An 18296-nucleotide genomic window follows, 5' to 3' on the forward strand; every position below is an offset into this window, starting at 1 on the left:
ACACGTTCAAATCTTCACATCAAATTGAGTAACGGTAAATCCCTTGTATGCGTTGCCGACAGCAGCAGCGCACCCGAACAGGGCTATATCGTTGAAAGGCTTTTTTTGCCCTTGTTATCCCTTGATAACAGCGAGCAAGAACTCTTAATGCTTAAAGAGTATTGCACGATGGATGAAAGGCGGATAAACGCATATTACCGCTATTTAATAGACCTTACCACTAAAGAAGTTAAGTTTTTTGAAGAGCATTACAGTTATACCAATGACACTTTCAGGAAAGGAAAGGATATAACGGAAAGATACTACGAGTATTTAAAAACGATTAACTAATACAAGCCGCCTGACCCGAAAAGTCGGGCGGCAAAAAGACAGATCCTCCCGATGGTCGGGCAGTCTTTTTGCTTTAAATTGGTGCAATCCCCTTTAGCAAAATGCACCCTTACAAATCCTTTTCATTTTACCAAACAGGTTGCAGCGTTATTGCGTGGGATATTCGTTATCCCATAATTAGATTAGAGTGATTACTTTCTTTCGTGAGTTCAGCGGAAAAGAAAGTAACAAAGAAACCTGCTATTGCGGAAACTGTTTGTAATATTCTTTTGCTACTTCAGCTACACCTGCACTGAAATAACGCCCTCCGTCGTTTAGTACCGTGATGGCTTTTTTGAGTTCTTCGGGGTCTGCGCCTTTCAGGATATACCCTTTTGCCCCGCTATTAAGCATTTTAACCACATCCTGCACATCATCGTTAATACTAAAAGCCAAGATTTTGGTTTGCGGATATTTTTCAAGCAATGCTTTAGCAGTTTCAAAACCATTCATTACAGGCATATTTATATCAACAACCATTATATCGGGAATAACTTCAATTTGCTCCATTTTTTTCAGTGCTAATTTGCCGTTTTCCGCTTCAAATACGATTTCAAAATTATCGTCGTCCCGTATAAAATCGCAGATACCTTTCCTAAGTAAGTCGTGGTCGTCTATCATTCCTATCTTAATTATTTTTTCTTTACCCATTTTCTTCTTTTGATAAAATTGAAAAATCCGTATTTAGACTTAGATAAATCAGATGTTCTGTCAACGTGAGGTAAGCCATTATTAACCGTAATGTCCCTGACCTTAAAATGATTAAGCCATTCTTTAAAGTGTGCTATTTCGTGAGGCTTGAAACGAACAATTTCCCCGTTTTTAAGAGATACGATAAAAACATCAATGCAGAGAGTGAATGCAGATAGATGGGATGCAGGATAGTCAAATTCGGGGTAAAAAATATGCTCATTCTCCATAGCCTTAATGTTTTAGGTTGTGGATGCCTGGCACAAAAAAAGAGCGCAGGCAACTACACTTACCGCACATTGAGGCACTGGTATGCCCGACAACGAATAAGCGAGCGCCCACGCCTTTTGACGTGAGCGTTCTTACTTATCTGTCCCGTTGTCTAAAAATTACCAGTTTTCAATGTGGGACTTAAAGCAAAAACACTTTAAGTATTTTCTATATTTTCGACAACAAAGATACTAAACTCGTGCCTTTTTGACTGCATATAGTACAAAAAAGATTACAGTCAAACTGTTTTTTGTGAAATATAATTCTGTTCAAGTATTGTCAGAATATCGCTTTCCTTATAAATAATCTTACCGCCTATCTGTATATACGGCAGGATATTGTCATCACGGTATTGCTGTAAAGTTCGTTTGCTGATATGGAGCAGCTTACACACATCTTCGCCCGACAAATAAATTTCCCCGTTCATTACAGGACGATAGTTTTTTAATATTTCTTCGATACGGTTTCGCAACTGCATTATCATTTCCTGATGGGCAATGATTTCTTCGGTGTCATTCGTTAATAAGTCCATTGTCGTTTGTGTTGTAGGGCTGCCCGGCTTTGAGCAAAGCCTGTATGTCCGAGAGTTTATAATAATTTTTACGGTTCAGTTTGGAATAAGGCAATAAGCCTTTGTCCTTATAGGTCTGCAAAGTCCGTTTGGTAATGTTCATCATCAAACACACTTCCTGGTTATCGAGCCATTTCTCCTTTTTGAAAATCGGCGTGTATTTCCTCGTGGCATTTTCGGTCATTTCCAAAAGTTCCCTTAGCTCATTCTTCATTCCGTCCAATGCGGATTTTTGTATAGCGATAACTTCCATAGTCTGCTCAATTTTTCTGTGGAAGTCGAATTTATAAAGGCTTATTGCAGCGTTGGAGAATGTTGCAGGATTTGGCTTTGAAAGGCAGCGTTTGGCGTTAGTAGTAAGATTTGGTACAAAAAAAGCCCCGAATTTCGGGGCTATGATTTGCTGCTATTTTATTTTGCCAACTTCAGTATTCTATATGCACCTCTTGCCACAATCACGAATACAATTGCCCCAATAATCAAATCCGGATAACTCGAATTGAGCCAATTGACCAATAATCCCGCAATGATAACACCCGAATTGATTATAACATCGTTGGAAGTGAAAATCATCGAAGCCTGCATATGTGCTTCTTTGCTTTTGTTCTTTTGCAACAGGTAAAGACAAAGTACGTTGGCTATCAATGCCAAAACAGAAACAATAATCATTGTTTTGAAATCGGGCATCGCTTCTATTCCGATAAAACGTCTGATAACTTCAACAAAACCGATAACGGCTAACAGAATTTGAAAGTAACCTGCAAATTTGGCGATATTGTTTTTTCTTGCAATCGTACCCCCAACAGCAAACAATGCCAAAGCGTAAACAATACTGTCTGCAAGCATATCCAAGCTATCCGCTACCAATCCCATTGAATTGGAAAAAATACCGAACAACATTTCCAATCCAAAGAAAACGAAATTGATAATCAATACCGTCCATAGTAGTTTCCGTTGGCTATTGCTTGTATCTGTTTCAACAACTGCGTTAGTTTCTTCGGTTGAAATCAGCGTTGTATTTAGGTTCAAGGTTTCCAAAGCTGAAAAAATCGGCTCTGGGTTTCCACTATGGTAAACATTTAGTTTTCTACTGGGAATATCAAATTCCAATGACTTTACCATATCGAAATCCTGCAATTTCATACGGATTAATTGCTCCTCACTTGGGCAATCCATTTTAGTTATATTGAATATGGTTTTATTCATCTTCTTAAAGTCTAAATTTTATTCCGCCATTAATGACAAATCCGTCCAATGGTGCATAAATGTCTTTAAAAACAGGGTTGGTTATTGTACCTGTATAAATGTTGTCGAAACGTGTCTGCCTTGTATCAAGGAAATTTTCAAAATTGACATATAACGAAAACCTTTCCCAAATCTTTTCAGCCATAAATCCACATATAACATAGTCTTTTCCTGTTGTTCCGTCATTGAGCTTTTGCGGACTAAAATAATAGGCTTCCAAACCGATTTTCCATTTATCCTCTATTTCATACATAAGTACAGAGTTAATGCGGTGTTTTGGTGTTAGTGGATTTTCGGTATTTGTTCCGTTTTCAATCAATCGGGTATCGGTAAAAGTGTAGCCCAAAAACAATTTAAAATCATCATAACCGATTTTGATATTTGTTTCTGTTCCTTTGGTATGAATGTAGCCCGATGAATTGATGAACTGATAAGTATTTGCAGTTATATTTTGAAGCAACAAAGGGTTATCCAAATAGGTGTAAAAGAATAAATGATTTATGCTAAATGTCCAATCATCGCCAATATTAGTACGGTAATTTATGTCAGCATTTGCTCCGTAGCTCTTTTCTAATTTATTGGTATTATCATCAATAGGCATTACGTTTTGATATTGTATGCGTTCGCTTTCTTCGGTAAAAATGTTTGGTGTTTTGTAGCCAAATCCGCCCCCGATACGTGAAGTCAATCCGTTTGCAATATGGAATAGCGCCGATACTCTTGGCAAGAATACAGCCCCATAATCTATAACATAATCCGTTCTTAAACCTGCTTCCAATTGAAGCCAATCCGTAGCTTTAAAATTATTTTGGACGAAAGCCCCAAATGTGGTTTGGCTATAATCTCTTAACGGAAATACTGTAATCTGCTTTTCTTTAAAATTGTCCGTCCAAATATTAACGCCTGTTACCCATTCTGACTTTTCTTTGCTGTAAGTATAATTAGCTTCCGTAAAAGTGGCTGTTTGCGTTCCCTCAAACTCGTAAGTGGGAATAGCCGTATTGCGGTTAAAATAACTTACACTGTTTTTGATTTGAAAAGAACTGTTTTCATTAATTAAATGGTCAAAAACAAATTGTGTGGAATAGCGTTGTGTTTTGTTTTCTTCAAAATATTGATGCGTATTATCCCCTTTGCCCTTGATGTAAAGTATATCGCCGCCCAAACGGTTCTCTATGGTTGTATTGATGCCAAAATTCAGTTTCGTTTTATCATTGAAGTAAACAAATAATTTAGGGTTCAATACGAAGCGTTCAAACTTTGGAATGGCGGAAAAACCAATTTTTGCAGGGTCATAAGCTCCGTTTCTGTTGTGCGAAGCGAAAATAGTTGTTCCAATTTTATTGAATTTTTGCCCATAAAAACCATTAATGTCTAAACCTCTCCCTGATGTTCCGTTGATATGAAAGCGTAAATCTCTTTCATCAGTTGGCGTTTTGGAAATCAAGTTGACTAATCCTGCTATTGCTCCACCTCCGTAAAGTGTAGAAGTTGAGCCTTTGATAACTTCAACCTGCTTTAAATCAAGTGGCGGAATTTGTAATAAGCCCAAACCACTTGAAGCTCCCGAATAAATCGGAAAACCGTCTTTAAGGATTTGTGTATATCGTCCGTCAAGTCCCTGAATACGGATACTCGCATTGGCACTTGTGGGCGACGTAGTTTGTACGTGAATACCTGTACTCTCACTCAAAAGCATACGAATATCCCCTGCTTTCATATTGCCTTTTTCGTCTAACTCCTCACTTCCTATAAACTCAATGCGTGTAGGGATATTTTGTATAGTTCTTGTACTTCTTGTTGATGAAATAACAATACCGTCTAACTCCGTTGAACTTTCATAAAGTAAAATCTCAATCGGGGTTGTATCTGCTAACGGAAAATTAAAGCTGTCGGTACGTTGGGCAAAACCAATATAACTAAATTGAATTTCCTGTAAACCGTTTGGAATACCTGTTAATATGATTTGTCCGTTTTCATCGGAAGTTGTTCCGATTGTTGTGCCTGTAATCTGTGCAGTTACACCCATTAAAGGCTCTTTTTTCTCGCTGTCTTTTATTACAGCTTTGAATGTATTTTGTGCATATACACAAAGGTTGAGTGCCATAAAAAATGACACAATGAGTATTTTTTTCATTGTAAAAATGATACTTAATGTGAATAAATAAATGATAGTGGTGCGATACACCACTTGCAATTAGTTTGTGCCGAAAGCACTATACATTAAGCAAGTTGTGGGGGATGCCAAACGGAAAAGGGAAAATCAGAAATAGGTGGTGTTGGCATTGTGCCTAATTTTCTTTGCGGTTCTTTTACTGAATGGACAATAGAGAAATGAAAAGTAGTTAAAACAAATCCTGTACAGGTGTTGCAACTAAAAAAAGGCGAGCAACATCCCTTATTACAATCTTGGTCATCCTGTCCGTTTTGTCCTTGTTCGGTAGTATGCTTCTGCATACATTTATCCTCAATAAAAGTCGGTACTGCTGATAAAAGCAATACATAGGCGGCTAATATTAAAGATATAAATTTCATTCTGCAAAGTTAGATAAAAATTGATTGTGCTGCCTCGCAAACTTTATTTTGGTTTTTAAAGCTAATAGGCTTAGTTATCGTTGTTGTTCCGTTTTTACTTCCTGTTGTTTTTTCTCTCTATCTTTTTTCATTTGCGAATACGACCAAATGAAAAGAATACCGATAATAATCAAAGCGTAGGCAATCCACTTGCCAACACGTTCTATAAAACGGATAAATACAGATGCTTCAAAGCTCGAAAAACCCTCCGCACCTACAGCATTACGTCTGTAAAATTTCCTGCGGCTTATCCAATAGATAAGCCCTATCCCGATAACAAGCGGAATAATACCAAGCACTAATTGAGCAGTAACCGCATCCATATTGATTATAATTATATCAAGTAAAATTAAACAAAAACATCCTATGCCGAAAGTCGAAAAGCAAAAAACCGACCTGTAAAGTCGGTTTTTATCTTCGCTTATGTTGCACTTAATCGCTACTATTAAACTGAAAGCTCAATTGCTTTTCGTTCCCTAAGCTATCCGAAATCCAAACATCAAAGGACTGCGATACGGCAGACGTTGAAGTGTAGTACAGCCTGAACTGCTCCGTTGGTAATTGGTACAGGTCATTGGGCTGATACGGCGGTTCGTTGTAGTATTGCAATGTTCCCTGCCCGTCAAATTGAAAGTAACGGAGGAAATACTGCGTATTGCTGTAATTGCCTGTACGCTGTATGGTAATGCGTATTTCTACGGTCTGCCCGTTTGCAACATCTTTAGGCACTGGCATTACATTGACCTCGAAAGGAAAATTGTTCTGTATTTCGAGGTCATCATCTTTGCTGCAAGATACCAACGTAACCGAAGCTGTGAGGATTGTCAGGAATACATATAGTGGCAGTAGCCCCGTTCTGAATTTATTGAATATTGCTATCATCGTTTTTACGTTTTAAAAGTTAAACCTTAATCCCACACCTGCTGACGGTCGGAACTGTTGTAAATCCGTACCCCAAAGGATTTTTGTACGCCCTTGCAGGACTAATACAAAACGGTCGGACAGGTACGTTTCAAAAGTGAGGCGACCGCCTGCACCGTAGATAAAATTATCTTCGCTCAATATCTTCGCACCGTCGTACAACATTGTTTCGCCCCGGTTGATGGTTTCGTAACCGACCACACCTGTTACGGCGAAATTCAGCGTGATGTTCTTACGGGCATCGCCCAACAAAAAGAAGCTGTAACCGCCCTCTGCGGAATAGGTTTCCTGCGGTATGCGGAGGTCTTTATACCCGTGGTACTGGTGGGTATATTCCAACGCCCAAAGCTGATAGTTACCATTCTTACCGTTTACCGTCATTGCTGCGCTGATGTAGTAATCATTGCCAATCTTATCATCGGACAATACACCTGCACTTATTTCCAATCCTTTCTGCTTCGGCAGCATTCTTTGCGCCTGTGCAGCCGTGATGCCTATCAGGACAAACAGCACGGTATAGATATACTTTTTCATATTCTTGCTTTAAAGGGTTATTAAAATTTCAGGTGCATATCGTCAATCAAACGGGCTTTGATTAAATCGGAATTTTCGACGTGCAATGTTTGATGCCTGCCACCGTTTTTCTCGAAAATCTCAATCAGCAGTACCTTATCATCGGCAATGGTAAACTGGTCTAACAGGAACACATTTTGTTCGGTCGATTTTCCGGAAATACCGTCCAATGGCTTGTAAGTTCTCAAAGGAGTTAAAGGGCGTTCCTGGACTACGGTGCGTTTAGCTACCTTTTTATCCACTACTTTGAAATTGATGAAATCAATCTCGAAAGGAACATTGGCACGGTTTCTCAATTCAGTATGGAAATAGTATTTGCCGTTATGTATGTAAATCCCTTTTAGGATAAACTGAATGCCGAAACTCTTAGCACCGATATGCTTTACAATGCGTTTGTCTTTCTTGTAAATGGTTTCCAAAAGCAAGCCTGCCAGTGACGGCGAATTGTTGCCCAGTTCTTCAAAAAGCACATCGTTACCTTTGGCTTTATCCACCGCTTTTTGCATCGTGAGCAGGTCATAGCTCATTGCCTCCGGGTAGGAACTGTAATACACGTTGAAACTATAAAAACGTCCGTCATTCGTAATAACGGAAAAATTCGTTTCCGGCTCAAAGTCCCTTACAGATGCTTTTACACGCAACACGTTTTCCGCATCTTCGGCTTTCCCTGCAATAAGGTATTCGCTGCCCAAATCCACGTAACGAATGGCAGTCGGGAAAATCAGGTGCGAGGTTTTATCGTAGGTAACTTCCATACGGTACGGCTCTATCTTGCCCAATGCAAGTGGTGTTCTGATGCTGTCCTGTGCATTAGATTGTGCAGCAAAGCCGAGTATAAGGGCAATAGCCCAAAAGGTTTTTAAATGATTTTTCATTGTTTTATTTATTTGAGTTCAACATTATTTTTTAGATACAAGAAAGACCTGATAGCCTGCTTTGAGTGCAACCTTTGGCGTTCTTACTTTCTTAGCGAAATAGCCCGAAATACCTTGCACTGCACTTTTACTTAGGTCAGAAGTAATTTGCTGTCCAGGAGTAGAACTCATACTGAAGCTCGAACCTGTGGCATTGCCCATATTGGCTACAATGTCCGTAACCGCATTTCTTTCAGGCGAATACGGAACATATAAACCTTGCTGTCCGTCCAAATCATAAATAGTAATATCTACCGGGATGATATTGCCCTCCAGTTCTACCGAAGTAACTTTTAATTGTAACCTGCCATTCTGAAATTTGGCATTAGCCGTTACAATTGTTCCTTTGGGGATGGTACGTTGCGGGGTTTTGGCAGGCTCTAACAGGCGTAAACGCACACCCGTTTCGCCAACTACCGTTTGGGCTTCGTGTACACAGGCTTTGATACTGTTTTTAGGCTGTACCACCTCTTCAGTAGAACCTGCGGTATAGAACCCCCTGTTTTTTGTTTGGCTCCAATCGGCTGCAAAGGCACTGTCCGACGGTTCACGGTACAAGGCTGATACAATGTTCTTTCTTGTTGGTGTGAACGATACAAATTGCTCTTTTTGGTTAGCACCCGCAGCAGCAGGAGTTGCACCGATGGCAGGAGCAGCGTTTCCGGTATTGGCATTTTGGGGAAGATACTTTGCTGCCATTTCATAGGATTTCTCCATTAATTTGAGTTGGTCGTCAACGGTGGCCACAGGTGGCACATCTTTTTCCGACAACTTTGCTTTTAGTTCGTCCACTTGCTTACGCAATTCCATTGTTTCCGAATTGTTGTCCTGATAGAATGAACCCAGTGTGCTTTGTGCATTACGGTAACTATTCAATGCAGAATTTCCGTTTCGTCCCGATTTTCTGCCACCACCCCCAAAGCCGTTGCTTTCTTCGTCTTCTTCAGGTAAACTTTCTTCATTGTCAGCAGATGCAGTATCTTCAGTATTCCAATAATCAGAAAGCGTGGTCAGTGCATTGCGCTTTTCCTGCTCTTTGCGTTCGAGCATTTCCTGCTCATACGCCTTGCTTTTATCATCGGGCATCCCTGCTCCGGTAGCCTGCGGTACGGCATCGTTCAGCCCGATATTTTCGACCGCCTTTTTATCTTTCGACGGTTTAAATATGAGGTACATACAGCCGAGAAATACCACGCCCATCAAAAGGAATATGATTGGCTTTTTGAGCTTATCCTTATTGCTCTTTTTATTATCCGGCAGATTTGATGCTCCGTTTTGGTCTTCTCCCTCAACGAGAAAGCTGACCCTTTTTTCATTTTCTTTCATAAATCTGATTTTTTAAAATTGTTGATACACTATCCTGCAACCTTGCAGGATTTTTACTTTTAAGGACAGGGTTTTCGATATGCTCTATGACCATACCGTTACCGGACTTTGAGGTATCGTACATTACTTTGCCAATGACCGCTACGGTAAGCAGCAGGTAACCCACAAAGAAGTACAGCGTATATTGGTGCTGTTTGCGCAAGGGCAACGCCCGCCAACGTTCGTCCAACTTGTCAAAGTACCTGTCCATATTTGCTCTTAATTTTTTCATAGCCTTACTATTTCTGTGTTATAGCTTGAAACGCTTAGGACTTTTACCCGCCTGTTGTTTCGGCGCATCGTTGACCAGTGCGACCGCCTCCGTTAATTTGGGTGCGGACATTACGGACAGGTTTGCCAGTTCCGATTTTTTGAGTAATTGCCCAAAGCCGTCTTTCTTGGCTACCTCCATACGGCTCAATGAGAATTTGCCATTCAGGTACTTTACCCACATACTGCATTCTACACGGGGCTTGTCATCGCCCGACCATTGCAGGTAGCCTGTCAGCAGTAAGTCCTGCTTAGGCAAAGTATCTGCACCTTTTTGGCAGCTTTCGAGGTATTCGCTGATGCTGTCTTTCAGCTTTCCGGCATACGCACCCTGCGTATGGAAATACCCGTTATATCCTTTGTCGGTAAGGATTTTTGCGAACGTGCTTAAATCTGATAATGCTTCCATAAGATTGTTTTTTAGCGTTCGATGACCTCTATATCCTTATTTTCCACGACTGCAAATTTTTCAATATTGAAGCCCTGCGGATTATTGTCGGAACGAACGGAGTTGACGAGATAGCAGGAAGTAATCAGGTTTCGCCTGGTTACATTGCTTGACCGGATAATGAACTGTTTGGCATAGGTGCGCACTGCATACGGGTAGTTGTCGAAATTGCACACGACACTATCCACCTCGATGCGTTGCTGCACGTTCCCCGAAATGATACGGCTGTAATAGCCCTTTTCCGACAAGTCTTTGTAGTAATCAAAAGCACTTTTATCGGCAAGGTTAAATGCCCTGCTCATATTGCTTTCAATAGCGTTCTTGTCGGGAGCAAGCGTAAAGAACAGTTCGTGAAATCTCCTAACGTGTTCCCTTGCTTCAACCGGGCGGTTGATGCTCGCATCCTGCGATAAGGCAAGCATCAGGGATTTGCCGTTATCCAGTACATAGATTTTTTGGCGTTGTTCTTCTGCAAAGCGGTAGGAACGCCATACGGCGTAACCTACCACGCTAATGCAGAGAACCGCAAACACAATGGCATATAATCTTATCTGCCTAAAGCTGTTTTCGATATTTCTTAGCGTTTTAAATTCCATTTTTTAGAATGATTAATGATTATTTATTCATCAGTTTACCGCCGATGTTTCCAACTGTTGAGCCTGCGCCTGCTCCGGCGATGTTTCCGGCTTTCATTGCTGTGGAGTTTACATTGCGGGTAAAGTTTCCTGCGCCTCCGGCTTGGATTACCCAACCTGTTACGGTCGGGATAGTGAAGTAACCGATGATGCCGATTATCATAAAGATGATGTACACGGTATTGCTCGTATCAGGTATATAGGTGGGGTCGGCAAGCATTGCTATATCCCTTTCCAAAATGAGGGATTGTATTCTTGCCAACATTGAGCTGAACAAATCCGAAACAGGAAGCCACAGGTAAACGCTGACGTACCTCGTGAGCCATTGCGTGAGCGTGGACTGAAAGCCGTCCCATACGGAAATAGCAAAGGCTATTGGTCCGAGTATGGAGAGGACTATCAGGAAAAACGTTCGTATGGTATCAATGACCAAAGCCGCTGCCTGAAAGAGTATTTCCAGTAGATTGCGAAACCAATCCTTTATGGCTTTCTCAATCTTGTAGGCTTGCCTGTCCATATACATACCCGCCATTGTTCCAATGTCGGAGGGCGACCATCCCAGTTCATCCAGTTTTTTATCAAACTCTTCGTCTGATACCATATAGGCAGTTTCGGGGTTCCTTACCATTGCCTCGTATTCCAACTGGTCTTTCTGCTGTTGCAGCTTGTTCAGGTCAAGCACCTGGTCTTCGAGTATTTGGTGGGTTCCTACTACCACGGGGCTTAATACCGCATTGATGGTTCCCAAAACAATGGTTGGAAAGAACATTATGCAAAGCCCCAAAGCGAACGGGCGCAGCAAAGGGAACATATCAATAGGTTCGGCACGGCTTAAAGCCTGCCAAACCTTTAATGCCACATAGAACAATGCTCCCAATCCCGCCAAACCCTTAGCGACTGCCGCCATATCGCCTGCAAGTGGCATCATATCATCATAAAGCGACCGCAGGAGTTCGTGAAGATTATCCCATTCCATAGTTTACCAGTATTTTTGGTTAGCAGTTCCGTAGAGTTCAAGCACTCTTTGGGCATCGTTTTTCTTTTTCGCTCTTAGGTAGCTTACAGAAATGTTCTTGTTGGTGTAGTAGCGTACAAGGCTGTGGTAATCCTTTACCTCTTTGTACACACGGTCAATCACATCCATACGCTCTTTGTCATTGAGCGAAAGGCTTGATGAGGTTATAATCTGCTTCAGTTCTTTCAGCAGTTCGGTACTTTCATTGAGCAGTGCCGAATAACCGTTGCCGATAGCGGTCAGTTCCTGCGGTGTGAAATTTGGGTCGTTCATCATCTTGCCGAAGTTGTTCACGTACATTTCGGAAACATCGCCTACCAACAATACCGTTTGTTGCACTTTACGGGCATCTTTCACAAGGTTGTTGATAGCTTTCAGCTTGTCGTAATATTCCTTGCCCTGGTCGTAAACTTTTTTCACTTCGTTGAAGTTCTTTATCACGTTGCTTACGGTGGAAGAAGTCTGCACGATTTCGTTTGCAGAGTTGATAATGCCCGAAGCCAAATTAGCCGGGTCGGTTACAACCCACTGGGCTTTTGCTGACGGTGCTACGGCGAGCATCAGTGCCGTACACACCAGATACAATACTTTTTTCATTGTTTCTGAATTTTTAAATTGTTAATGACTATTGATTTGAATTGTCCCGCCTTTGCATTGCGATATGCTTAATGGCGAGTTCTACATTACCATCCAGTTCGGAAGCAAGCTGCATTACTTCCATTTTTTCGGTTTCTTCTGTCGTGTAGGCGAGGTATTCCTCCAAACTAACTTCGGTGGCATAGACTGCCGAGTGCGTACCACCTAAGCCAATCCAAACCTCTTTGTAAAGTCGGCTTGCATCGTTGTTCATATTGATGGAAAGTACCTGCCCTTTCTCTTTGTCCGTAAGCCCCAACATCGCCTGTATATCATCAAACTTGTTCATATACTTGCGTTGGTCAAGCAGGATTTTACAGTCGGAGTTATTGATGATACTTTCCTTGACAATGGGCGACTGGATAATATCATCGACCTCTTGCGTTACGACAATCGCTTCTCCGAAAAATTTGCGGACGGTCTTAAGTAGGCTAAGCATCCAGCGCCTTTTCGTATTGCTACGGTAGGTTTCCAAACACTCGCCCCCGAACCGGACTTACACGTCTCCGCGTATCCGGCTCTCCACTAATCTTGTCAGTCTAATGTTCCATTATGGATTTTCTGATGACAGCTGTGGCATACAGCAACAGTCTTTCTTCTTCTCGCAATCATGTGTCTTTCCCAACTCTTTTTACCTTCAAGGTTTTTGAGTTTTCGCACATGGTGCATCACAAGCTTTTCCGTAGCTCCACATATTTCGCATTTTTCAGCTTTTAGCCTGTCTATAAGGCTTGTCTTACCTGCATCAAAGATGGAATAGGGTAAAATATCAAAGCCAGCGTCTGTCATCGGATTCTTTCTTTTGAACCCCAAGTCGTAGAAGTATCTCTCTTTTACAACACCAGATTTAGTGGTAAACCTTACTGTAAATTTTCCATTTCTACGATACTTGGCGTTTATCTTTCTCGTTGAACTTTTGTATTTTCCAGCAAAGGTTTTGTACATACTGTACTCCATTATAAACCTGAAGTTGTGCAGTTCAGAACAGTTGTTAGCAATAGAGAAGTAATTGTAGAACCCTCGAATTTCCCGATTATATCGGTCAAGAATTTCAAGGTCGTCATTGAATATAAGTCCAGACCTGCATTTTGGTTTCCAAATTTCCTTTCCATTTGGGTATTGGAATTCCAATACGCCATAGTCAAGTAATTTATTCCTAATTGTTTCTGTACTCAATTTGAGATATACCCTTTTTCCATAGGTTCTTCTCAAACGACCTGCAATATCTCTTCGTTGTGCGTTGGATTTTCTCACAAAGATTTCGTAACCAAGAAAATGTGCTGAATCTTCCGTGTGGGTAATGAGAGTTTTCTCGTCTGACAGTTCCAATTTGAGCTTTTCATTAAGGAAATTTTTAATATCTTCCTTAACTTCTTTAGCATCTTGTTTACTGCCTATTATCCCAATTAGGAAATCATCTGCATATCTGACATATTTCAATCTCTTGTAATCTGTGTCCATCTCCTCAGAGCTTGGGTACATTGCACGTTCCTTATCTTCTGCCTTGATCTGTTGGATCAAAACCGCTCTCTCATTTTCGTCTTCTACATACCTTAGTTTTCTAACAGTTCTTCTCCTAGCATTTTCAAAATCCATACGGACTCTACTTGGTCTGCGTTTTTCTCCCTTATCGAATTTTGTGATGTACTCTTTTATGTATTTGTCTAATCTGTCGAGATAAATATTTGCCAGTAATGGACTAACAATACCTCCCTGCGGCGTTCCGCTATACGTTTTATTAAATTTCCAATCTTCGATGTAACCTGCATTCAGAAACTTTCTGATTAGTCTTATAAATCTATCGTCGGAGATATGTTCTTTAAGTATGCCTATCAGCACATCATGACTGATGTTATCAAAGAATCCTTTTATATCTCCTTCAATGAACCATTTGGCTCCACTGAATGACTTCTGAATCTGAGCCAGCGCAGTGTGACAACTACGATTTGGACGGAAACCGTGTGAGGTATATTCAAAACGTCCCTCATAAATAGCTTCCAAAATCATTCTTATCACTTCCTGCACTAATTTGTCATCAAAAGCAGGTATGCCAAGGGGGCGCATCTTACCGTTTTTTTTCGGTATATAAATTCTCCTCGATGGCTGGGGCTGATAGCTTTCATCTTTTAATGAGGCTATCAGCTTTTCAATCCGAGATAAACTCATATTGTCAATACTTTGACCGTCTGAACCTTCCGTCATATTACCTTCTTTTGCATAAATGCGTTGATAGGCAACATAGAACATCTCTTCATTGAACAGAATCCTGTAAAGCCTTTCAAACCTGTAGCTTGAAGTTTTACTGTGTTCCATTAGACTGTTTAATACTCTTTCTGGATTTCTCATAATGTCTCTCACATTTTCCTTTAATAGTATTAATAAAAATTAGCTGCTTCCCTTCGCCATGTACAAGGCTTTCCCTTGCTCGGACTACTACGGAAGCTCCGTTACCATGTCGGATATTCAGAGAGCTTTACTCTCATAGCCTTTTGGCATTCCGATTTAGGTAATCCCCGTTTGCGACTTAATAACTATTGGCACGATGGATTGTCGGATACGACTTCCGTCCTTTGTACGCTTACTGCGACTGCGCTGTAATAAGTTCCTGCTCCAACCATACCAATTCACTGGTGGAGTATTACAGTATGACGATTGATAGCTATCTTACGCCATAATTTCAAGTGGAATCGCTTGGACTATCGTTTAATCAATTCGGATTTTATCCTCATATCCATCTTTTCATCTTGCCATTCAGTAGCAGTCTGATAGCTAACTGACTTATGACTTTACCGACATGCTTCACTCCCTGTCCAGTTTCCCTTTCAGATAAGTCGGTTGATGATAGGTTTTTAAAGAACACTAACCTAATCTCTTGCCAAAGAGATATTTACTAAGCCGCCTGTACGGGCGCACACAAATACTTGATGTATTCTGCCATTCCTTCTTTGGCTATCGCTTTCCAAGCCTCTTCAATCAGGATGAGCTTACGAATACCTTTCAATCGGCGCATCTTGTTGATGAACACCTCCATAATGATGATGGTCACAATGGGAAAGAGGATTTTGTGGTCTTTAATCGCATCAATCTCAAACACGATAAAGCGTTTGGAAAGCAGGTCTAACTGCTTGTTGGAGTTCAGCAGGTAATCATATTCGCCACCCTTGTAATAGGGTTCGAGTACGTTCAGGAAGTTGGCAATGTCAAAGTCCTTTTCCCTGACCTGCTTTTCTTCCAGTACCTTGCGGTAGTCGCCTTTTACATACTCATAGAAACCGTTGAATGACGGGTAAACGTCTTCCGTTTTGATACGTTCGATATAACCGCTTACCGCATTGGAAAGGGCAACTTCTTCAGAACGGGTTGGCGGCTCATCGTCACGTTTCCATAAGGTCAGTATCAAAGTCTTGATACTTTCCCGCTTCTCAATGTCGAACACGCCATCATCGGTATAGAAAGGGTTAAAGGCAATGGGGTTATCTTCGGTATAAGTGAAGTAAACACCGTCTTCGCCTTTGGTCTTTCCTTTGATGAGTTCGCACAAGCCCTGATAAGAGTTACCCGTATCTACCAACAGTACGTGTGCGCCCTGTTCATAATACTGCCGTACCATATGGTTAGTGAAGAACGATTTACCACTTCCCGATGGACCAAGTATAAACTTGTTCCGGTTCGTAATGATACCACGCTTCATAGGCAGGTCGGAAATATCCAAATGGATAGGTTTTCCTGTAAGCCTGTCAGCCATCTTGATACCGAACGGCGAGGGCGAATTGTGGTAGTTGGTTTCTTCCGTGAAGAAGCACAATGCAGGCTCAATAAAAGTGTAAAAACTTTCCTCACTGGGGAAGTCGCCCGCATTGCCGGGCATACCTGCCCAATACAAAGTGGCTACGTCCGTAGTGTTGTGCCGAGGCTTACACTCCATCAATGCCAATGCACTACCGCAATCATTCTTTAGCTGTTTCAGTTCCGCAGGGTCTTCCGACCACGCTATAATGTTGAAGTGCGCACGGATTGAAGAAAGCCCGAAGCTGTGGGCTTCGTTCAGGTACTTTTCTATCCACTCTTTGTTGATTTGGTTGGCACGGCTGTAACGAGCCAGTGAGTGCATATTCCTTGCGGACTTCTCAAACTTTTGCAGGTTGTCTTCGCTGTTATCCAAAAAAATGTACTGGTTGTAAATGTGGTTGCAGCTTAACAGCAAGCCCACGGGTGCGGCGAATGAAAGGCGGCAGTCGCTACGGTCGGTAGATAGCTTTTCAAAACGGGTATCTGCCGATACCGTTCCGGGCAGGTCGTCCGTATCTGAAAGTGTATGCAGGCTTAACCTTTTGTTACCGATGCGTACTTCTTCGTTTCCGAGTGCGATGTCCTGCATTGGTGTTCCGGCTCCCCTCGATAACGTGAGGTACTGTTCCAGTAATCCCTGTGTATCTTCCGTTCCGATAATGTCCTCTTCGGTCAAACGCCGCAGGCTAACAAAACCGCTATCGTTCACGATACGCTCAAACTGGGCGACCGCCTCCATAAAGCGGTGTATCGTTTCCTTGTTCCTGATTTCCTTTGGTATCAACGTACCTTTGCAAAGCGAACTGAAGTTGCTTTGCATCCGCATTCTTTCCTTTGTGGTCTTCGTCAGGAACAGGTAGCAATAATGGTTCAGGAACGGTCGCTCGTTGAAATGGCGTTGATAGGACTTTGATAAAAAGCTCTGGTCTTCGATTGCCAAATCGGGCGCATAGCTTTCCTTAATGTACCAATCCTGTTTGTGAATGACCGTAAAATCAGGCAGGGTTTTGATAGCCTTGTGCCAGGCGGAGTGTATGGCTTCGTATTCCGCAGAAGCTACCGTGAACAGTTCCGGCAGGCGCACTTCAAAGCAGGCGGTAATGTCCGCATCTTTGGATAAGATGCAGTTGTTCTCTACTGCCAACAAAGGAAATTTATTTTCCAGTGTGGTGGTCTTTGCTACATTTCTCATACGGCATTCTGTTTAGGTGTGAATTTTAAATAGCGGTGTACAGGCTTGCGGCAGATGATGTAGCGGGGATGCCTTTTATTGGCTGCAATTTTCATCAGCCCGTGTTCGCCGTACTTCCTGTTGAGCGAAAAGGTCTGCCATATAATGAGCGAAGCACCGCCTGCTCCGAGGAACAGGCAGATGTAGGAGTTTACGCCTGCCATATACAGTATCATCACGAGGATAAGCGTACCGAGCAGCCCACCTGCGAAAATGAACAGGTATTGCGCTTTCAGCCCTTTAAATTCCACCGTCCTGCCGATGCCTTTGTTGATATTGTAATTCATAAGGCAAAGGATTAAAGGAAGAATGAACGCAGGATGGTAGCGGCAACAATCAAGAAGATACACGCACCGAACCACGAAGCTGCGGTCTTGCTCGTGTCGGGGTCGCCGGAACTGAATTTGTTGTAAACCTTAACGCCCCCGATTAACCCGACTACCGCACCGATGGCGTAGATTAACTGCGTTGCGGGGTCGAAATAACTTGTTACCATTTGGGTAGCCTCGTTGATACCTGCCGAGCCGTTTCCCTGTGCGAACGCACCAATTCCTGACAGCATTGCCACGGCTGCCAGCAAAACTTTTTTTCTCTGTTTTTCCATAATTGAAACACATTAATTTGTTACTGTTTATCCCGCACCTTGCGAGCTTTCGGGACAAATGTCTTGTGGAAAAAGAGGCGTTATAAGAAAGTGGCAGTCAAAGGAAGTGTTTGGCTGTGAGTGGCTTTGTTGGTGGGGACTTCCAGAACGGAAGTACAAATGATGGGAGGCTTTTA

At 41.9% G+C, this 18296-nt stretch carries 22 protein-coding genes and 1 pseudogene; 1 reads left to right on the top strand and 22 read right to left on the bottom strand.

The window, feature by feature from the left end; all coding sequences use genetic code 11:
• Positions 1-24 precede the first annotated feature (24 nt).
• Positions 25-330 (top strand): penicillin-binding protein, encoded by a 306-nt coding sequence (locus BM253_RS05195; protein WP_245758450.1) that lies wholly within the window; start codon positions 25-27, stop codon positions 328-330.
• A 240-nt stretch (positions 331-570) separates the two neighbouring features.
• On the opposite strand, the gene BM253_RS05200 is transcribed toward BM253_RS05195, so the two are convergent.
• The 22 genes and pseudogenes from BM253_RS05200 to BM253_RS05305 all read right to left on the bottom strand — a co-directional run bounded on the left by BM253_RS05200 (position 571) and on the right by BM253_RS05305 (position 18120).
• Positions 571-1020 (bottom strand): response regulator, encoded by a 450-nt coding sequence (locus BM253_RS05200; RefSeq protein WP_066436445.1) that lies wholly within the window; start codon positions 1018-1020, stop codon positions 571-573.
• Complete coding sequence (locus BM253_RS05205) at positions 1002-1289, bottom strand: hypothetical protein (RefSeq protein ID WP_091520313.1); 288 nt, start codon at positions 1287-1289, stop codon at positions 1002-1004. Before BM253_RS05205 ends, BM253_RS05200 begins: the two co-directional genes overlap by 19 nt.
• Before the next feature lie 278 nt (positions 1290-1567).
• Positions 1568-1861: a helix-turn-helix domain-containing protein gene (locus tag BM253_RS05210; RefSeq protein ID WP_091520316.1), complete on the bottom strand. Its 294-nt coding sequence runs from the start codon at positions 1859-1861 to the stop codon at positions 1568-1570.
• Positions 1842-2153 carry a helix-turn-helix domain-containing protein gene (locus tag BM253_RS05215; RefSeq protein WP_002978523.1) on the bottom strand — a complete coding sequence of 104 codons (312 nt, stop codon included), beginning with the start codon at positions 2151-2153 and terminating at the stop codon, positions 1842-1844. Before BM253_RS05215 ends, BM253_RS05210 begins: the two co-directional genes overlap by 20 nt.
• A 158-nt stretch (positions 2154-2311) precedes the next feature.
• Entirely contained in the window at positions 2312-3106 is a 795-nt protein-coding gene (locus BM253_RS05220; protein ID WP_091520318.1) for a cation efflux transmembrane domain-containing protein, read from the bottom strand.
• A gap of 4 nt (positions 3107-3110) precedes the next feature.
• On the bottom strand, positions 3111-5282 hold the full coding sequence (locus BM253_RS05225; RefSeq protein WP_091520321.1) for a TonB-dependent receptor: 2172 nt from the start codon (positions 5280-5282) through the stop codon (positions 3111-3113).
• Between the two features lie 86 nt (positions 5283-5368).
• On the bottom strand, positions 5369-5680 hold the full coding sequence (locus BM253_RS05230) for a hypothetical protein (protein WP_091520323.1): 312 nt from the start codon (positions 5678-5680) through the stop codon (positions 5369-5371).
• Between the two features lie 74 nt (positions 5681-5754).
• The gene (locus tag BM253_RS05235; protein WP_002978515.1) at positions 5755-6042 is read right to left on the bottom strand and encodes a hypothetical protein; all 288 of its coding nucleotides are present in this window, start codon (positions 6040-6042) and stop codon (positions 5755-5757) included.
• 109 nt (positions 6043-6151) lie between these two features.
• A complete protein-coding gene (locus BM253_RS05240; protein ID WP_091520326.1) occupies positions 6152-6601 on the bottom strand; it encodes a DUF3872 domain-containing protein in 450 nt (149 codons plus the stop codon).
• Positions 6602-6613: 12 nt separating this feature from the next.
• Positions 6614-7174 carry a conjugal transfer protein TraO gene (locus BM253_RS05245; protein WP_013632611.1) on the bottom strand — a complete coding sequence of 187 codons (561 nt, stop codon included), beginning with the start codon at positions 7172-7174 and terminating at the stop codon, positions 6614-6616.
• 20 nt (positions 7175-7194) lie between these two features.
• Positions 7195-8088 (bottom strand): conjugative transposon protein TraN, encoded by an 894-nt coding sequence (gene traN / locus BM253_RS05250; protein ID WP_066436433.1) that lies wholly within the window; start codon positions 8086-8088, stop codon positions 7195-7197.
• A gap of 24 nt (positions 8089-8112) precedes the next feature.
• Positions 8113-9453: a conjugative transposon protein TraM gene (gene traM / locus BM253_RS05255; protein ID WP_084019013.1), complete on the bottom strand. Its 1341-nt coding sequence runs from the start codon at positions 9451-9453 to the stop codon at positions 8113-8115.
• Positions 9440-9724 (bottom strand): hypothetical protein, encoded by a 285-nt coding sequence (locus BM253_RS05260; protein ID WP_024566592.1) that lies wholly within the window; start codon positions 9722-9724, stop codon positions 9440-9442. The genes traM and BM253_RS05260 overlap by 14 nt, the downstream gene beginning before the upstream one ends.
• 18 nt (positions 9725-9742) lie before the next feature.
• Positions 9743-10171 (bottom strand): hypothetical protein, encoded by a 429-nt coding sequence (locus tag BM253_RS05265; RefSeq protein ID WP_091520329.1) that lies wholly within the window; start codon positions 10169-10171, stop codon positions 9743-9745.
• An 11-nt stretch (positions 10172-10182) separates the two neighbouring features.
• Positions 10183-10806 carry a conjugative transposon protein TraK gene (gene traK / locus BM253_RS05270; protein ID WP_037440337.1) on the bottom strand — a complete coding sequence of 208 codons (624 nt, stop codon included), beginning with the start codon at positions 10804-10806 and terminating at the stop codon, positions 10183-10185.
• Between the two features lie 19 nt (positions 10807-10825).
• Entirely contained in the window at positions 10826-11821 is a 996-nt protein-coding gene (gene traJ, locus BM253_RS05275) for a conjugative transposon protein TraJ (RefSeq protein WP_024566595.1), read from the bottom strand.
• A 3-nt stretch (positions 11822-11824) separates the two neighbouring features.
• Positions 11825-12457, bottom strand: coding sequence for a DUF4141 domain-containing protein (locus BM253_RS05280; RefSeq protein WP_048499037.1), 633 nt, complete (start codon positions 12455-12457; stop codon positions 11825-11827).
• A gap of 28 nt (positions 12458-12485) precedes the next feature.
• A complete protein-coding gene (locus tag BM253_RS05285) occupies positions 12486-12971 on the bottom strand; it encodes a TraG family conjugative transposon ATPase (RefSeq protein WP_262487574.1) in 486 nt (161 codons plus the stop codon).
• 59 nt (positions 12972-13030) lie between these two features.
• Entirely contained in the window at positions 13031-14842 is a 1812-nt protein-coding gene (locus BM253_RS05290; RefSeq protein ID WP_091520333.1) for a reverse transcriptase/maturase family protein, read from the bottom strand.
• 553 nt (positions 14843-15395) lie between these two features.
• Positions 15396-17477 (bottom strand): annotated as a pseudogene (locus BM253_RS05295) (TraG family conjugative transposon ATPase); the annotation flags it as partial.
• The gene (locus BM253_RS05300; RefSeq protein WP_084019010.1) at positions 17474-17803 is read right to left on the bottom strand and encodes a DUF4133 domain-containing protein; all 330 of its coding nucleotides are present in this window, start codon (positions 17801-17803) and stop codon (positions 17474-17476) included. The gene BM253_RS05300 and the pseudogene BM253_RS05295, both read right to left, overlap by 4 nt.
• 11 nt (positions 17804-17814) lie before the next feature.
• Positions 17815-18120 (bottom strand): DUF4134 domain-containing protein, encoded by a 306-nt coding sequence (locus BM253_RS05305; protein ID WP_002979435.1) that lies wholly within the window; start codon positions 18118-18120, stop codon positions 17815-17817.
• Positions 18121-18296 lie beyond the last annotated feature (176 nt).

The organism is Paenimyroides ummariense (assembly GCF_900115115.1).
Lineage (GTDB): Bacteria > Bacteroidota > Bacteroidia > Flavobacteriales > Flavobacteriaceae > Flavobacterium > Flavobacterium ummariense.

Coding starts and splice junctions, on each gene's coding strand:
- BM253_RS05200 (WP_066436445.1), bottom strand. CDS start 1,020: ATGGGTAAAGAAAAAATAATTAAGATAGGAATGATAGACGACCACGAC.
- BM253_RS05205 (WP_091520313.1), bottom strand. CDS start 1,289: ATGGAGAATGAGCATATTTTTTACCCCGAATTTGACTATCCTGCATCC.
- BM253_RS05210 (WP_091520316.1), bottom strand. CDS start 1,861: ATGGACTTATTAACGAATGACACCGAAGAAATCATTGCCCATCAGGAA.
- BM253_RS05215 (WP_002978523.1), bottom strand. CDS start 2,153: ATGGAAGTTATCGCTATACAAAAATCCGCATTGGACGGAATGAAGAAT.
- BM253_RS05220 (WP_091520318.1), bottom strand. CDS start 3,106: ATGAATAAAACCATATTCAATATAACTAAAATGGATTGCCCAAGTGAG.
- BM253_RS05225 (WP_091520321.1), bottom strand. CDS start 5,282: ATGAAAAAAATACTCATTGTGTCATTTTTTATGGCACTCAACCTTTGT.
- BM253_RS05230 (WP_091520323.1), bottom strand. CDS start 5,680: ATGAAATTTATATCTTTAATATTAGCCGCCTATGTATTGCTTTTATCA.
- BM253_RS05235 (WP_002978515.1), bottom strand. CDS start 6,042: ATGGATGCGGTTACTGCTCAATTAGTGCTTGGTATTATTCCGCTTGTT.
- BM253_RS05240 (WP_091520326.1), bottom strand. CDS start 6,601: ATGATAGCAATATTCAATAAATTCAGAACGGGGCTACTGCCACTATAT.
- BM253_RS05245 (WP_013632611.1), bottom strand. CDS start 7,174: ATGAAAAAGTATATCTATACCGTGCTGTTTGTCCTGATAGGCATCACG.
- traN (WP_066436433.1), bottom strand. CDS start 8,088: ATGAAAAATCATTTAAAAACCTTTTGGGCTATTGCCCTTATACTCGGC.
- traM (WP_084019013.1), bottom strand. CDS start 9,453: ATGAAAGAAAATGAAAAAAGGGTCAGCTTTCTCGTTGAGGGAGAAGAC.
- BM253_RS05260 (WP_024566592.1), bottom strand. CDS start 9,724: ATGAAAAAATTAAGAGCAAATATGGACAGGTACTTTGACAAGTTGGAC.
- BM253_RS05265 (WP_091520329.1), bottom strand. CDS start 10,171: ATGGAAGCATTATCAGATTTAAGCACGTTCGCAAAAATCCTTACCGAC.
- traK (WP_037440337.1), bottom strand. CDS start 10,806: ATGGAATTTAAAACGCTAAGAAATATCGAAAACAGCTTTAGGCAGATA.
- traJ (WP_024566595.1), bottom strand. CDS start 11,821: ATGGAATGGGATAATCTTCACGAACTCCTGCGGTCGCTTTATGATGAT.
- BM253_RS05280 (WP_048499037.1), bottom strand. CDS start 12,457: ATGAAAAAAGTATTGTATCTGGTGTGTACGGCACTGATGCTCGCCGTA.
- BM253_RS05290 (WP_091520333.1), bottom strand. CDS start 14,842: ATGAGAAATCCAGAAAGAGTATTAAACAGTCTAATGGAACACAGTAAA.
- BM253_RS05300 (WP_084019010.1), bottom strand. CDS start 17,803: ATGAATTACAATATCAACAAAGGCATCGGCAGGACGGTGGAATTTAAA.
- BM253_RS05305 (WP_002979435.1), bottom strand. CDS start 18,120: ATGGAAAAACAGAGAAAAAAAGTTTTGCTGGCAGCCGTGGCAATGCTG.